This is a genomic window from Flavobacterium sediminilitoris (assembly GCF_023008245.1).
Lineage (GTDB): Bacteria > Bacteroidota > Bacteroidia > Flavobacteriales > Flavobacteriaceae > Flavobacterium > Flavobacterium sediminilitoris.
The window spans coordinates 1,229,752-1,246,127 of the sequence record NZ_CP090145.1; the positions used below are offsets into that span (position 1 = coordinate 1,229,752).

The following is a 16,376-nucleotide window of genomic DNA, read 5'->3' on the forward strand; positions in this document are numbered from 1 at the left end:
TTAGTTATTACTTTTTTTTCGATTTATTTTTTTCTTTCCAATTACTACCATTTTAAATTCACCTAGGTTTAAATCATTGATTTTTTCAATGTTTTCAAAAACTATATAAACTTGATTTTCAAATGTTATGTTTATAAATCCAATTAAATCAATCTCTTTATAATATTTCAAATCGAGTTTATCTAATTCTTTAATTGTTTCTTTTAAGTTTGGAATATATTTACCTTCTTTAAAAAGCCACCAATCTTGAATATGAATTTTTTTTTCCACCATCTAATTTAGGGACATAATTGTTTAATATTTCTTTAAGTGATGAGTCATTATCAAAATGGAATTCAAAGTTTCCATATTTCCATATTTTTGAAGACTCTATAGTTTCATTATTGAGCCAATCATCAGGATGAAAGCCTTTCGCTAATAATTCATTTTTGTGAACTCCAAGAGAAATAAAATTAAATTTACCTGTCTTAATAAATTGGGTTAAATTTAATTGTAAACTATTTTCAGTCATATTTTAAATAGTTTTCACTTCTTAAAATTAAAAACCACTTCTTCTTTAGAATCTTCAAAATAAGCATACAAATTTACTTCGTTATCAGAAACTTTCTCAAAAGTAAAGTTGTCAAAATACATTCTATTATTTTCTTTTTTGATGAATCTAAAATCTTCTGATTTGTCTTTTTCTTCCCAACCTTTTAAATCGGCATCGAAATGTTTGATTTGGTATAACAGTGTTTTGTCTTTTTCTATAATATGACCAATTTCATAAAAAGCCACTTTCCCATCAACCACTAATTTAAAATTAAACAACATGGAACCACCTAATGGTTTGTTCCAGTTTTCTTGAAAAATACCACCAAAAGCATCACCAGTCCAATTACCTTCTAACCACTCGATGTCTTTAAGAGTGGCTTTTTCAGATCCTTTTTCATCATTATAATGTAAGGTGTTTTGTGTGTACCCAAAGGATGTAACAAGGAGTAAAAGAAAAATTACTTTTTTCATTATTGCTTTTTTTATTATTATTTCAGAATGACAAGTGCTGATTATTACTTTAATTTTCTTAAACTATATAAGTCTTTTCTTCTGTCTTTCATGGTATTTACACTTCCATGTTCGTGCAATTCTTTCAGTAAATCCATATCTACGTCTACTATTAGTGTCATTTCCGTGTTAGGAGTTGCTTCTGCTTTAATTCCGTTACTTGGGAAAGCAAAATCGGATGGAGTAAATACGGCTGCTTGTGCATACTGAATGTCCATGTTATTCACTTTTGGTAAATTTCCAACACAGCCAGCAATTGCAACATAGCATTCATTTTCAATTGCTCGAGCTTGAGCACAGCTTTTTACACGAGTATAACCATTTTGTGTATCAGTTAAAAAAGGAACAAATAAAATATTCATGCCTTCATCTGCCATTAAACGAGATAATTCTGGGAATTCTACATCATAACAAATCATAATTCCTATTTTGCCACAATCGGTATCAAAAGTTTGTATGGTATCACCACCAGTAATTCCCCAATGAAAAACTTCGTTTGGTGTAATGTGTATTTTACGATACATTTCGTTCGTTCCATCACGTTTACAAAGGAAACCCACATTATAAACATGTTCGTCTTCAATGTAAGGCATGCTTCCTGTGATGATATTAATATTATAAGAAATGGCGAATTCTTGAAACTTTAATCGTACAGCTTCGGTGTGTCGAGCTAGCTCTCGAATAGCTTCGGCTTCAGATAAATGATTATAATCTGCCATTAATGGTGCTGTGAAAAACTCTGGAAATAAAGCAAAATCACTTCCATAACCAGAAACAGCATCTATGAAAAATTCGGCTTGTTCAAACAAAGCATCTAAGTTTCCTAAAGAACGCATTTGCCATTGAATTAGTCCTAAACGAACGACACTTTTTTCTGTATTGATTAATTTTGGACTATCGTCATAATAGATGTTATTCCACTCTAATAAAACAGCATATTCTTGTGATTCTACATCTCCTTCTAGATAGTTTTTAAGTACACGTACTTCATGAAAATCATTACTTAACTGAAAAGATAAGACAGAATCATAAATTTCTTTTTTCTTTACTTTTTCAATATAAATTTTTGGTGTTATTTCATCTTTATATTTGCCATAATTTGGAATTCTTCCAGCAAATATTATCGATTTTAGATTTAGTTGTTCACATAATTCTTTCCTAACATCATATAAACGTCTACCTAGTCGAAGACCGCGATATTGAGGATTAATAAATACATCTATTCCATATAAAACTTCTCCATCAGGATTGTGAGTTGAGAAGGTGAAATTTCCAGTAATAGATTTGTAGGTTCTGGTTTTAAAGGCAAAATCTTCTGTGACTAATAGAGATAATGCAGAACCTACTACAATGCCATCAACAACAATAACTAATTGGCCTTCAGGAAATTTTTTTAATAGAAGTTCTATTTGATCTTCTTTCCAAAATGAATCTGCCATTTCTGGATAAGATTCAATCATTGATTTTTTTAATTCTTTGTAATCTTCAATTTGTAAATTACGTAACTCAATTGATTTAATGTTTGCTGGCATATATGTATTTGATTTTCAACAAATATAATGAAAAATATTTCCGTTTACAAACGTTTACAATTATTTACAACCGAAAGTAAATGGATAGTTACCGAATAATGTTTGAAAGTTATTTAATCTTTGCACTGTCGAAATGAAAAGAATATAGTTGCAACTATGGAGTTTTGAAATAAACATCAAGATTAAAATTTTCATTAGAATACAAAATAATATATAAACCATTTAATTTTTTTTTACACGCCATGAATACATTAAGAAACAAAGTACAATTAATTGGACACGTAGGACAAGAACCAGAAATTAAATCTTTTGAAGGAGGAAAAAAACTAGCAAATATTACACTTGCAACAAATGAAAGTTATACAAACGCGAATGGAGAAAAGGTGGACAATACTGAATGGCACCGTTTAACTGCTTGGGGAAAAATAGCCGATTTAATTGAAAACTATGTAACTAAAGGAAAAGAAATTGCTATTGAAGGGAAGTTGACTCATAGAAGTTATGAAGATAAAGACGGAGTAAAACGTTTTATTACTGAAGTTATAATTAATGATTTACTTTTATTAGGAAAGTAATTTTCTGAAGTTCAACTTATTTATTTTTAGAGAAGTTGAACTCTTATTTTAAAGGTAGGAGATCATTTTAAAAAATATTTTTTGCTACTCTGTAAGTATTTGCATGCGCTTCAATAATGGTTTTAATTTCTGGAGAATAACCACCACCCATAGAAACTTGAACTGGAATTTGAAATTTATTACAAAGTTCAAATACTATTTCATCTCGTTTTTTGCATCCTTCAATAGTACAGGAAAGTTTACCTAATTTGTCGCTTTTTAAAATATCAACACCAGCTAAATAAAAGATAAAATCGGGTTTTTGTTGTTCGATTAATTTTGGGACAATCTCTGAAATTGTTTTTAAAAACTCTTCGTCAGTGGTTCCATCAGGTAAGGCAATATCTAAATCCGATTTTTCTTTTCTAAAAGGATAATTGGTTTTACCATGAGTAGAGAAAGTAAATACTTTTGTATTGTTTTGAAAAATTTCTGCTGTACCGTTACCTTGATGAACATCTAAATCTATTATTAGAACTTTTTTAGCTAATTTTTTATTTAAGAGATATTGAGCAGCAATAGCTTGGTCATTTAATAAGCAAAAAGCTTCACCATGAGTTGAATAAGCGTGATGTGTTCCTCCTGCGATATTAAAAGAAATTTTGGATTCAAAGGACTTCTGACAACCCAAAATTGTTCCTTGAGTAATTCTAAATTCACGTTCGACAAGTTCTTTTGAAAGTGGAAAACCAATCCTTCTCGCAGCTCTAGCTTCTAAAGTTAAATTCAATAAATCAGCAACATATTCTTTATTATGAACTGCTAAAACAATATCTAGATCACACATTTCAGGTTCAAAAAAATCATTTTTTAGTGCAGTTCCTTCATGTAATAATTGTTGAGGTAGCAACTCATATTTTAACATTGGAAACCGATGATCTTCTGGTAAAGGGTGTCTGTATAGAGAATGAAAAGCTATTGGAAACATGTTTTATTTATTCAAGAATGTTTAAAACTTCTATAATGTTTGAAAGCGCTAAAAAATTATTATGTTTAATTTCAAAGTCAATTTTTTCATATTCCCAAGTTGTATGATATGGAACGTGAATACCAAAACCTCCAATATTTAAAATAGGCAAAACATCTGACTTTAGTGAGTTTCCAATCATTAAAAAATGATTCGATTTGCAATCTAAACGATGTAACATTTTTTCATAATCTAGTTCTGTTTTATCACTTAATACTTCAATATGATGAAAATAGTGTCCTAATCCAGAATCATGTAATTTTCTGTGCTGGTCTTTTAAATCTCCTTTAGTTGCTACAACTAATTTGTATTTTCCTTGTAATGTTTTTAATACTTCTTCAATATTTGGGAGTAATTCAACAGGTTTTTGTAATAAGTCTTTACCAATAGTTATAATCTGTTCAATTCCTTTGCCAGAAATTTGATGTTTCGTTAATTCTAAAGCAGATTCAATCATTGACAAAGTAAAAGCTTTAATACCAAAACCATATAGTGGTAAGTTTTTAACCTGATGATTTAAAATTAGTCCTAAAATTTCCTGACTGGAAGCATAATCTTGAAATAACCTACAAAAACGCTCTTGAGCTTCATCAAAGTAAGGTTCATTGTGCCAAAGTGTGTCATCTGCATCAAAAGCGATTATTTTTGGATTTAATTTCATACTGCTTTATATCTAATAATGTAAATTAATAACAAAAATAAGGTATTTGAAATTAACTAAGAAAATGATTAATTGGCTCCTTATAGTATTATGAATTCTTATTTTCATAAAAAGTAATTCCAATTCCTGAAAGTAGAATAACACCACCTATTATCATCTGTAGTGTTATTTTTTCATCTATAAATAACCAGGCTAAAAACGTAGCAATTACACCTTGACTTAATAAACTGAGAGATACTCTTGTAGCGCGCATATTTTGAGTAGCATAACTAATTAGTAACCATGCAGCTAATTGGCAAATAGCTCCTTGTATGAAAAGAACAAGCCAAGCATTAGAAGAAAAACCCAAAAATGGCTCATCTGCAATTAAACAAATAGCTCCTAAAAATAGAGTGGATGCAAATAAACTTATGGTCATAAATGAATAAATATCTACCTTAGATAAGACGTTTTTACTAACAAGAATATATATAGCATACAAAACACCTGATAGGATAGCCAATGAAAAGGCTAAATCAAAGTTCATTTTGATAAAAAAATCAAACCCAACTAGTGTTATCATTCCAAAAAGAGCAACGACAGTTCCAATCCAGAAATTAGTCGTGGGCTTGTTTTTTAAGAAAAAAAACGAAATAATTCCAACCCAAACAGGAGCTAAATTAGTTAAAAGTGTTGCTTGAGTAGCACTCGATTTTTGTATAGCAACATTCCAAACGGCTACATCAGAAGCAAATAGAATACCACAAAAAATAGAAATAAATAATGGCTTGCTTTTAGGAATAATCATCTTTTTCGTTAATAAAACATAAGGTAGTAATAAACCTAGAGCAATTGCCATTCTATAAAAAGCAGAAATTAATCCTGATGTTAATTGTAGTTTAATTAATATAGGAAAAATAGAAATACAAATTATTCCTATTAATAGAGCTATTCTAGGTTTATTCATTATGTTTTTAACTAATTAAAGCGCCATTTAAAACACCTTCAGCGTCTGGATTAACGAATACTAGTTTTCCTTCAGCATTATTAGTCATTAGAATCATTCCAGCACTCTCAACACCACGTAAGGCTCTTGGCGCAAGATTTACTAAAACGGTTACTCTTTTACCAATTATTTCTTCAGGAGAAAAATGCTCTGCAATTCCAGAAACAATAGTTCTTACATCAATTCCAGTATCTACTTTTAAAACTAAAAGTTTATTTGCTTTTGGCATTTTTTCAGCTTCTAAAATAGTTCCTACACGAATATCTAATTTTGTAAAGTCATCAAAAGTTGCTGTCTCTTTTTGTGGCTCTGCTTTAGCATTTTCCATTTTGTTAGCTGTTTTTGTAGCTTCTAATTTATCAATTTGTTTTTGTATCTCTGCATCGTCAATTTGAGCAAATAAAATTTCAGCTTGACCAATTTGATGATTTGAAGGGATCAATTCTGTTTTCTTAGAAATGTCATTCCAGTTTAATTCTGAATCAGTTAGTTTTAAAATTGATTTTAACTTAGTTGATGTAAAAGGTAAAAATGGTTCACATAAAACACTTAAAGCCGTTGCAATTTGTAGCGCAACATACATTTGTGTTTTTACTCTTTCAGGACTTTCCTTTACCATTTTCCATGGTTCTTCATCTGCTAAATATTTATTGCCTAAACGAGCAACATTCATAACTTCAGCTAGAGCTTCTCTGAATCGGTAGCGTTCAATAGAAGAAGATATTACTGCTGGATACGCTTTTAATTCTGTTAATGTCTGTTCGTCAATTTCTGTAAACTCATTTGGAGCAGGAACAACACCATTGTAATATTTATTGGTTAATACTACAACTCTATTGATGAAGTTACCATAAATAGCAGCCAATTCATTATTGTTTCTTGCTTGAAAATCTTTCCAAGTAAAATCATTATCTTTTGTTTCTGGAGCATTAGCAGTTAATGCATAACGCAAAGCATCTTGTCTATTTGGAAAATCTTGTAGATATTCGTGTAACCAAACTGCCCAATTTTTAGAAGTAGATAATTTACTACCTTCTAAATTTAAGAATTCATTAGCAGGAACATTATCAGGCAAAATATAACTTCCCTCTGCTTTTAACATTGCAGGGAAAATAATACAATGGAAAACAATATTGTCTTTACCAATAAAATGAACTAATTTAGTATCTTGGTCTTTCCAATACAGCTCCCAGTCTTTTCCTTCTTTTGCAGCCCATTCTTTTGTAGCAGAGATATAGCCAATAGGAGCATCGAACCATACATATAGTTTTTTTCCTTCAGCTCCTTCAACAGGAACATCAATTCCCCAATCTAAATCACGTGTAACAGCTCTTGGCTCCAAACCACCATCAACCCACGATTTTACTTGTCCGTAAACATTAGGTTTCCAATCGTTTTTATGACCTTCTAAGACCCATTCACGAAGGAAAGCATCATATTCATTTAAAGGTAAAAACCAATGCTTTGTTTCTTTTAAAATAGGAGTTTCACCTGTAATTGTCGATTTTGGATTAATTAAATCTGTTGCATTTAAAGAAGAACCACATTTTTCACATTGATCTCCATAAGCTTCTTCATTTCCACATTTCGGACAAGTACCTGTCACAAAACGATCGGCTAAAAACTGATCTGCTTTAGCATCATATAATTGTTCAGTAGTTTCTTCTATGAATTTTCCATCATCATATAGTTTTCTAAAAAAATCAGAAGCAGTATCATGATGAATTTTTGCAGAAGTTCTAGAATAATTGTCAAATGAAATTCCAAAATCTAAAAAAGATTGACGAATAATTTCATCATATTTGTCAATTACTTCTTGAGGAGTAATCCCTTCTTTTTTTGCTTTCATTGAAATAGCAACACCATGTTCGTCACTTCCACACATAAAAGCAACATCTTTTCCTTGTAAACGCAAGTATCTTGCATAAATATCACTTGGAACATAAACACCTGCTAAGTGACCTATATGTATAGGGCCATTAGTATAAGGTAAGGCAGCAGTAATGGTGTATCTTTTTGGATTTTCTAACATGGTTTTTAATAAATTAGTTGCTGAATCTTATTCAGAATAAGTGCAAAAATAAATCATTGATTCAGAATAAGCGAATTTTAAATTGAATTTGTTTATTTTTGAAGTAAAGTATTAATTTTATTACTAATTAAATGATTCGTTTATTGTTTTTACTTTTATTTATTTCTAATTTTAATTACTCTCAAACAAAAATGAAGATTCCACCATTTTTAAAAAAGGGCGATACAGTTGCTATTGTATGTACTGCTCGAAAATTTATGCCTGAAGAAGCAAAACCAGCTATTCATTTATTAGAATCTTGGGGTTTAAAAACGAAACTTGGAAGAACAATAGGATTAGATAGTTGCCAATTAGGTGGAACAGATGCTGAAAGAGCTGCTGACTTACAACAAATGATGGATGATGATAATGTAAAAGCAATTTGGTGTGCACGTGGAGGGTATGGAACAGTAAGAATAATTGATTTAGTAGACTTTACGAAGTTTCAGAATCAACCAAAATGGATTATGGGTTTTAGTGATGTAACGGTTTTACATAGTCATTTGAATACTTTAGGAATAGCTTCTTTACATTCAATTATGCCTTTTACAGTTCCCAATGCTCCAGAGGATGTGAAGAAAACATTTAAAGATGCCTTGTTTGGTAATGAGTTGTCATATACTATTCCTTCAAAACCTTATGATGTTAAGGGAAAAGTAAAGGGAGAACTAGTTGGGGGAAATATTTCAATTTTATATAGTTTGTTAGGGTCAAAATCATCTATTAATACTAAAGATAAAATTCTATTTATTGAAGACTTAGACGAATACTTATATCATATTGATAGAATGTTATATAATATTAAAAGGAATGGGTATTTTGAAAATGTAAGAGGAATTATTGTAGGAAGTATGCGCGATATGCATGATAATGAAATTCCTTTTGGACAAAATGAAGTTCAAATTATAACGGCTATAATGAAAGAGTATAATATCCCTATTGCTTTTGAGTTTTGTGCAGGTCATCAAAAAGATAATCGTACATTAATTTTAGGAAGCCAAGTAGAATTTGAAGTAAATGAAAGAGATGTTAAATTAAAATTTAATTAAAATATCTTGTAAATTTATAAAGGTATGGCAGAACATAATGAATTAGGTAAAATAGGAGAGGAAAAAGCGGCCGAATATCTTCAAGGGAAAGGATACGAAATTTTAGAAACTAATTGGGTTTTTGATAAAGCGGAAATTGATATTATTGCTCAAAAAGAAAACACACTAGCAGTTGTTGAAGTAAAAACAAGATCTAGTTTGGATTTTGGTTTACCACAAGATTTTGTTAAGCCAAAAAAAGTTCAGTTACTCGTAAAAGCAATAAATGAGTATATTATTTCAAATGATTTAGATGTTGAAGTTAGGTTTGATATAATAGCAGTATATAAAGAAAAACAGAAATATAACATAGAGCATATAGAAGAAGCTTTTTATTATTTTTAGTTATAAATATAACATTTTGTGTTTTTTATTATATTTGTAAAAACTTTTTAAAAATGAAAACAATTTCCTCAGTTGTAGAACAGTACATTAAGTCAAAACCTTTCTTATTAAATTCCTTATCTCAAGGAATCATAAACTTAACTTCTTTAGCCAGAGTAATGATGCCTTATTTGGAAAAAGAATTAGGAAAAGATATTAAACAAGGAGCCGTTGTAATGTCTTTGAAAAGACTTTCTGAAGAATTAGATTTCAAAATCAATCATAAAATTTCAAGAGTATTAAAAAATACAGGTGAAATAACGGTTCGATCTTCATTAACAGACTATGCTTTCAATATTTCAGATACTTTGTTAGATAATCAGGCTAAGTTGTTATCTGAAATTAATAAAGAATCAGATGTTTTTTATACATCATCGAGAGGTGTAAATGAAACAAATATCATTATAAGTACATCTGTGTCTTATTTGGTAGCAGATCTACTAAAAATGGAAAAAATAACGCATAAAATTGAAAACTTATCATCAATTACGGTAAAACTTCCTCAAGAAAATATTTCTGTTCCAGGAGTTTATTATTATATTTTTCAGCGCTTGGCATGGGAAGGAATTATTATTCACGAAGTAATTTCAACCACAAATGAGTTTACAATAATTGTGAGTGATAGTCAAATAGATATTGCATTTAAAGTAATAAAAGACTTGAAAAGTATTCAAGATTAGTAAAAAAGCGTTTGTTTCTTTTTACATCAAAAAAAGAAATGTATTTTTACCATTCTTTGATACTAAAAAGAGAAAATTGAAGTTAAAGAAATAAAGCGTTTTATCTTGAAGAACAATATATTAAAATACTCATATATTTTTGGCTTACTACTTTTTATAATAGGTTGTTCTGTTAAAAAAGATAAGTTTGTCAATAGAAATTTCCATGCAGTTACTACAGAATATAATGTGTTATACAATGGAAACTTAGCCTTAGATGCGGGTCAGGCAGAATTAGTCTTAACATATAAAGACAATTTTTGGGAAATATTACCAATTGAAAGGATGCCTAATGTTGAAGAAGAAATATTACCAGGTCAAACAAAAAATCCAAATTTTGAACGAGCGGAAGAAAAAGCAGTAAAAGCAATTCAAAAGCATTCCATGAACATACAAGGTTCTGAGAGAAACCCTCAAATGGATGAAGCCTATTTGTTATTAGCAAAAGCAAGATATTTTGATAATCGTTTTATTCCTGCTTTAGAAGCATTAAATTATATTTTATATAAATACCCAAAAAGCGACAAAATCTATCATGCAAAAGTATGGAGAGAAAAAGTCAATATTCGTTTAGATAACGAGGAAACAGCAATAAAGAATCTTAAAAAACTATTAGAAAGCGATAAAATAGAAGGACAAGATTTAGCTGATGCAAACGCAATGTTGTCACAAGCATATCTCAATGTAGGATCAAAAGATAGCGCGATCACAACTATAAAAATTGCAAAGGAAAATACAAAAACGAAAGAAGAACGAGCAAGGTATTCTTTTATATTAGGTCAACTATATGAATCATTAGAATATAATGATAGTGCTTATGCAGCTTTTCAAGAAGTAATAGACATGAATAGAAAATCTCCTAGAAGATATGTAATTCAAGCACATGCAAAGCAAGCAGCTCAGTTCGATTATAAAAATGGAGATACTTTAATTTTTACTGAAAAATTCAATAAATTAATTGAAGATAGAGAAAACAGACCTTATTTGGATATTTTACATCATCAAATGGGGCTTTTTTATGATAAACAAGAAATTGATAGTACAGCTAAAAAGTATTATAACAAATCACTTAGAACAGTATCACAAGACAAATATTTAGTTGCTTCAAATTATAGAAATATTGGAGAAATATATTTTAAAAATGCAGAATATAAAATTGCAGGCAAATATTATGATAGTACATTAAATAGTTTAAGTGATAAAACTAGAGAATATAGAAAATTTAAAAAGAAAAGGGATAATCTAGATGATGTTATTAAATATGAAGAAATAGCAAAAGTAAATGATAGTATTCTTGCCTTGGTTGCGATGTCTGAAATTGAAAGAAATAATTATTTTGAAAAGTATATAGAAAAACTAAAGAAAGAAGATGAGTTAAAAGCTAAAATTGCAGCAGAAAAAGCTGAATTAGAAGCAAATAAAGCCGCTAACTTAGCAAATGCTAATAATAGTTTTTCTAAATTAAGTCAACAAAGTAAAATAAATTCTCTTCCTGCTAAAAACTTGTCAGGGGGAAAAGAAGAACAAAGCACGTTTTATTTTTATAATCCTGTAACAGTAGCTTTTGGAAAAAAAGAATTTAAAAACAAATGGGGAGACAGACAATATAAAGAAGATTGGAGAATGTCTTCGGGAAATAATTCATCAAAAGAATTAGATGATGATGAAGAGAATCAAGATAATATTGTTGAAAATGATTCTTTAAATCACATTGAAAATAAACCAGAATACAAAGTTTCTTTTTATACATCACAACTACCAAAAGAGCAAACCATTATTGATAGTATTCATAAAGACAGAAATTATGCCTATTATCAACTGGGTGTTATCTATAAAGAAAAATTTAAAGAATATGAATTAGCTACTAATAGATTAGAAAAATTGCTTAAAAATAATCCTGAAGAGAGGTTGATTTTACCAGCTAAGTATAACTTATATAAGATTTATGAAATTATAAACCCTCAGAAAGCAGAGGATTATAAACGTCAAATTACTTTAGAATATCCTAATAGTAGATATACGCAAATTATAGAAAACCCTTCAGAAGCAATGGAAGACGATTCAAATCCGGAAGCGGTCTATAATAAATTATTTAAAAAATACGAAAAAAATCAACTGAGAGAAGTCTATAAAGAAGTAGAAGAAAGAATTGAGCAATATTTTGGAGAAGAATCATTGCCTAAGTTTGAAATGCTTAAAGCAAATGTAATTGGAAGATTAAAAGGTGTAGATGAATATAAGAAAGCTTTAAACTTTGTATCATTAACATATCCTGATATTGAAGAAGGAAAACAAGCAGAACAATTATTGCAAAATGATATTCCAAGATTAGAAACAATAAATTTTGGAAATGCAGAAGGAACATCATGGAAATTAGTCTTTCCAAAAAAAGAAACAGATCAAGAGAATACTAAAAAATTAATAGATAAGGTTGAGAAATATCTAAAAGCACGTAATAATGAAGATTTGAAATTATCAACAGATATCTATACATTAGATGATAACTTCGTTGTTATACATGGTTTTATTACTGAAGAAGTTGCAAAAGCAACCTTAAGTATTTTACAAGAATATAAAGATTATAAGATTAAAGATGAAGTTCATATTGTTTCTACTGAAGATTATAAAGTAATTCAAGTAAAAAAGAAATTTGAAGAATGGATTAAATAAACCAATAACTCAACCCCCAAATTATTTATAAAAAATGTTCGATAAAACAACAAAACAAAAAGAAACGCCATTAGGAAAAACAAACCGAATTGTACAAGGAACCATTATTACTGGAAATATTGAATCGAAAGATGATTTTAGATTAGACGGAATATTAATTGGAAATTATACTTCAGGAGGAAAATTGGTTATCGGAACATCAGGTGAAGTTCAAGGAGATATTAAATGTAAGAATGTTGATATTGAAGGAAACTATGTAGGAAAACTAGAGGTAGAAGAATTATTAACAATAAAATCAACAGCAAAAATAAAAGGAGATGTACTTGTTGGAAAGCTTTCTGTTGAACCAGGAGCAGTTTTTGAAGCTACTTGTGGAATGAAATCACAATCTAAAACAGTAAAAACGGATGCTAAATCATAAAAATAACTAGTTAAATAGTCTTAGAAATCTCATTTTTAATGGGATTTTTTTTATTTGACAAACTTCATTTGTTAAAGATAAACTTGAAATTCAAAACATTTTGTTTTTATAAGAATAAATTTTTGTAAAAAAATCACTTTTAAAGATTTCTTAACAAAAACTTAATAAAACTTAATTATCTATTTTTTTTAATTTTTATTAAGAAATATTTTTGGTTTTTTTTAACATAAAAAATAGAAGATTAATCATTGAAAAAACCAAAATAATGCAAAAGTGTTATTTTACATAGAAAGTCAAATTGTTTTATAATTTTTTTTTCAAAAATATTTGTGCTTTAAATACAAAGTACAATTTTATGAGAAAGAATTTTTATTATTTATTAATGACTCTTTGCATTATGAGTGTGTTTCAATCTAATGCACAAAGTAAATTTAAAGGAGTTGTTAAGGATAACAAAGAAAGACTAAGTCTTTTTGGAGCAACGGTAAGCGTATTGTCACCCAGTAGTAATGTTGAGGAAAAAACAACAGTAGATTTTGATGGGACATTTAAAATCAGTTCAGTAAAAGCATTTGGAACAATTGAAATTTCAATGCATGGATATGTTACAAAAGTAATTTCATTTTACAAAAATCAAGATGATACTATAGACTTAGGTACAATATATTTAGAAGATAATTTAGTTGTAGAAAAAGATGTAATAGTAACAACCTCAAGTATCGACGTTATTAAAGATAGAAAAACACCTATCTCTTCGTCTACAATGAGAAACTATGAAATGCGTGAAAAAGTTTCAAATAAAGATTTTATCGAATTAACTAGCCAAATGCCAGGAGTTTATACTTCTAGAGTAGGAGGTGGTTTTGGAGATTCAAGAATTAATGTGAGAGGTTTTGAGCAAAACAATTTGTCTCCTATGATTGATGGTATTCCGGTATATGACTTAGAAGCAGGAATTGTAGATTGGGCAAATATTTCTTCAATGAATGATGTTGCGACATCAATCCAGTTACAAAGAGGATTAGGAGCTTCAAAATTAGTAAATTCATCTGTAGCAGGTACAATGAACATGATTTTAAGAAATGCAAATCATGATAAAGGAGGTTTTTTGTATAATTCTGTAGGGAACAATGGATATAGAAAATTTGCAGGATCTTATGCAACAGGTCAACTTAAAAACGGGTTTTCTGCAAACTTTTTATTAAGTGCAACTTCAGGAGATGGATATGTTAAATCAACAAATTTTGAAGCATATTCATATTATATGGCATTAGGTTATAACAAAGGGAAAAGTGACTTTCAATTTAAAATATTTGGTTCGCCACAATGGCATAATCAAAGAGTTTCTGATATCGCTTTGTCAAATTATGTGTTTCAAGGTAATGGTACAAATGAAGCAGATACTAAATACAATCGTGATTGGGGATATTTGAATGGTAAAGAATATAATACTAAGGTAAATTTCGGACATAAACCATTAGGAATTTTCCAATGGGATTTAAATGTAAGTGATAAAACACAAATATCAACAAAATTGTATGGTTCAAAAGGAACTAGTGGTCATACAAATTTTTCAGGAGGAATTTTAGGAGCTTCTGGACTTGATATTTTAGATAATAATAGTCAAATTGATTTGAATTTTATTAATCAATATAATTCAGGGAATCCAGCTGTGTTTGGAGGAACTACATTTATGAGAGATCCTAATTATAACGGTCAGTATGTTAATTCTCCTTTTAATGGAGTATTTACTGATAACAATGGAAATCCAGTGGCTTCAAATGATTCTGGTTTAACATTATTATCAGAAATTACAAATCAAACTTTCTATGGTGGAATTTTAAATTTAAAAACTGAATTGGCGAAGAATTTATCACTTAATTTAGGTATAGATTCTAGAAAAACCATATATAATAAAACTAGAATTGTTAATGATTTATTTGGAGCATCTGCATATTCTATCGATTTTTATGATGCTTTAAATGCAAGCACGCCAGGTCTTTGGTATTCATTAAATACATCAAATACAGCTTTGCCTGAACCTATTTTAGATTTTACTAAAAAGAATTTAGGAGCAACACCAGTAGATTATAATTACGATGCTAAAATTGCTTATTTGGGATCTTATGCACAAATTGAATATGATATATGGAAGTTGAATTTATTAGCACAAGGAGGGTTTAATAGACAATTTATTGAAAGAGTAGATTATTCGTTAATTGATGATTCTAAAAATGCAACAGGAGAATTAGCTATTGATGGGTATAATGCAAAGTTTGGTGTTAATTATAACATAACGCGTAAACACAATATATGGGCGAATGCAGGATTTGTGTCAAGACCTCCAGTTTTCGTTACAGTTTATAGTGGTTTAAATAATGATGTGAATCCAAATTATAAAAACGAAAAGTTTAAATCTTTTGAAGTTGGGTATGGATTCAGATCAAGACATCTTAATTTAAATTTAAGTGCATATTCATCAACACATGATAATGCAGAAACACCATATTATACACCTGAAGCAGGTAATTTTGGAACAACATCGGGAATAAATAGAATAAACAAAGGAATTGAGTTAGATATTACTGCTGCTCCAATTAGAAAAGTAATTTTAAATGGAACATTATCACTTGGCGATTGGACATATAGTTCAAATGCAATTTTCCAAAATTTAGCACCTACAGCAAATGGAGATTTGTCAGAACCTTCAATATTATATATTGAAGATCATAAAATAGGAGGAGCACCTCAATTAATGGCTTCAATAGGAGCAAATTATGAAGTGTTTTCTAACTTTATATTTGGTTCAAACCTTAAATATTCTGATAAAATGTATGCTTCTCCTTCTTTAGAGAGATATGATCCTGCTTTTTATGGCGAAGCATTTGCATTTGAGAGTCCTGTGAGGTTACCAGATTTTACAGTTGTAGATGCTTTTGTGTCATATAGATTTAAAATAAATGTGGTAAATGCTATTGATTTACGTTTGAATATTAATAATTTTTTCAATAGAAAATATATTTCAGAATCAAATTCTAGTTATCAATTAGATAGTATAGATCCTTCAACCTACAATGAAAATAGCACAAGTAATCCATCTTTTAGAGATAATGGGAATATTTATAGAGGAATTGCTGGAGGAAACAATGCGTTTTTCGGTTTAGGGAGAACATGGAATTTTACCGCAAGATATGAGTTTTAATCATTTAGAATTATAGTT

General features: G+C 29.1%; 15 protein-coding genes. 7 read left to right on the plus strand and 8 right to left on the minus strand.

Annotated elements, in window-relative coordinates; all coding sequences use genetic code 11:
* The 4 genes from LXD69_RS05675 to LXD69_RS05690 are packed head-to-tail and all read right to left on the minus strand — an operon-like array spanning position 1 to position 2,576.
* Positions 1–273, minus strand: coding sequence for a hypothetical protein (locus LXD69_RS05675; RefSeq protein WP_246918144.1), 273 nt, complete (start codon positions 271–273; stop codon positions 1–3).
* Entirely contained in the window at positions 230–511 is a 282-nt protein-coding gene (locus LXD69_RS05680) for a hypothetical protein (protein ID WP_246918146.1), read from the minus strand. Before LXD69_RS05680 ends, LXD69_RS05675 begins: the two co-directional genes overlap by 44 nt.
* 14 nt (positions 512–525) lie before the next feature.
* Entirely contained in the window at positions 526–1,005 is a 480-nt protein-coding gene (locus tag LXD69_RS05685) for a DUF6265 family protein (RefSeq protein WP_246918148.1), read from the minus strand.
* Positions 1,006–1,049: 44 nt separating this feature from the next.
* On the minus strand, positions 1,050–2,576 hold the full coding sequence (locus LXD69_RS05690; RefSeq protein WP_045970089.1) for a carbon-nitrogen hydrolase family protein: 1,527 nt from the start codon (positions 2,574–2,576) through the stop codon (positions 1,050–1,052).
* A gap of 242 nt (positions 2,577–2,818) precedes the next feature.
* On the opposite strand from LXD69_RS05690, the gene LXD69_RS05695 reads away from it, so the two are divergent.
* Positions 2,819–3,151 (plus strand): single-stranded DNA-binding protein, encoded by a 333-nt coding sequence (locus LXD69_RS05695; protein ID WP_246918150.1) that lies wholly within the window; start codon positions 2,819–2,821, stop codon positions 3,149–3,151.
* Between the two features lie 67 nt (positions 3,152–3,218).
* Here the strand turns inward: LXD69_RS05695 and LXD69_RS05700 are convergent, their stop codons facing one another.
* The 4 genes from LXD69_RS05700 to metG all read right to left on the minus strand — a co-directional run bounded on the left by LXD69_RS05700 (position 3,219) and on the right by metG (position 7,835).
* Positions 3,219–4,118 (minus strand): histone deacetylase family protein, encoded by a 900-nt coding sequence (locus LXD69_RS05700; RefSeq protein WP_246918153.1) that lies wholly within the window; start codon positions 4,116–4,118, stop codon positions 3,219–3,221.
* 7 nt (positions 4,119–4,125) lie between these two features.
* A complete protein-coding gene (locus LXD69_RS05705; RefSeq protein WP_246918155.1) occupies positions 4,126–4,818 on the minus strand; it encodes an HAD family hydrolase in 693 nt (230 codons plus the stop codon).
* A gap of 88 nt (positions 4,819–4,906) precedes the next feature.
* Positions 4,907–5,764 (minus strand): DMT family transporter, encoded by an 858-nt coding sequence (locus LXD69_RS05710; protein ID WP_246918157.1) that lies wholly within the window; start codon positions 5,762–5,764, stop codon positions 4,907–4,909.
* Between the two features lie 7 nt (positions 5,765–5,771).
* Positions 5,772–7,835 (minus strand): methionine--tRNA ligase, encoded by a 2,064-nt coding sequence (gene metG, locus LXD69_RS05715; RefSeq protein ID WP_246918159.1) that lies wholly within the window; start codon positions 7,833–7,835, stop codon positions 5,772–5,774.
* 191 nt (positions 7,836–8,026) lie between these two features.
* On the opposite strand from metG, the gene LXD69_RS05720 reads away from it, so the two are divergent.
* The 6 genes from LXD69_RS05720 (at position 8,027) to LXD69_RS05745 (ending at position 16,358) form a co-directional block, all read left to right on the plus strand.
* Positions 8,027–8,923 (plus strand): S66 peptidase family protein, encoded by an 897-nt coding sequence (locus LXD69_RS05720; protein WP_045970264.1) that lies wholly within the window; start codon positions 8,027–8,029, stop codon positions 8,921–8,923.
* Positions 8,924–8,947: 24 nt separating this feature from the next.
* Complete coding sequence (locus tag LXD69_RS05725; protein ID WP_045970076.1) at positions 8,948–9,307, plus strand: YraN family protein; 360 nt, start codon at positions 8,948–8,950, stop codon at positions 9,305–9,307.
* 53 nt (positions 9,308–9,360) lie between these two features.
* Positions 9,361–10,026 carry an aspartate kinase gene (locus LXD69_RS05730; RefSeq protein ID WP_045970074.1) on the plus strand — a complete coding sequence of 222 codons (666 nt, stop codon included), beginning with the start codon at positions 9,361–9,363 and terminating at the stop codon, positions 10,024–10,026.
* Between the two features lie 105 nt (positions 10,027–10,131).
* Positions 10,132–12,735 carry a type IX secretion system periplasmic lipoprotein PorW/SprE gene (gene porW / locus LXD69_RS05735; protein WP_246918161.1) on the plus strand — a complete coding sequence of 868 codons (2,604 nt, stop codon included), beginning with the start codon at positions 10,132–10,134 and terminating at the stop codon, positions 12,733–12,735.
* 34 nt (positions 12,736–12,769) lie between these two features.
* A complete protein-coding gene (locus tag LXD69_RS05740) occupies positions 12,770–13,156 on the plus strand; it encodes a bactofilin family protein (protein WP_246918163.1) in 387 nt (128 codons plus the stop codon).
* A 355-nt stretch (positions 13,157–13,511) separates the two neighbouring features.
* Entirely contained in the window at positions 13,512–16,358 is a 2,847-nt protein-coding gene (locus LXD69_RS05745) for a TonB-dependent receptor (protein WP_246918165.1), read from the plus strand.
* The last annotated feature ends 18 nt before the right edge of the window (positions 16,359–16,376 follow it).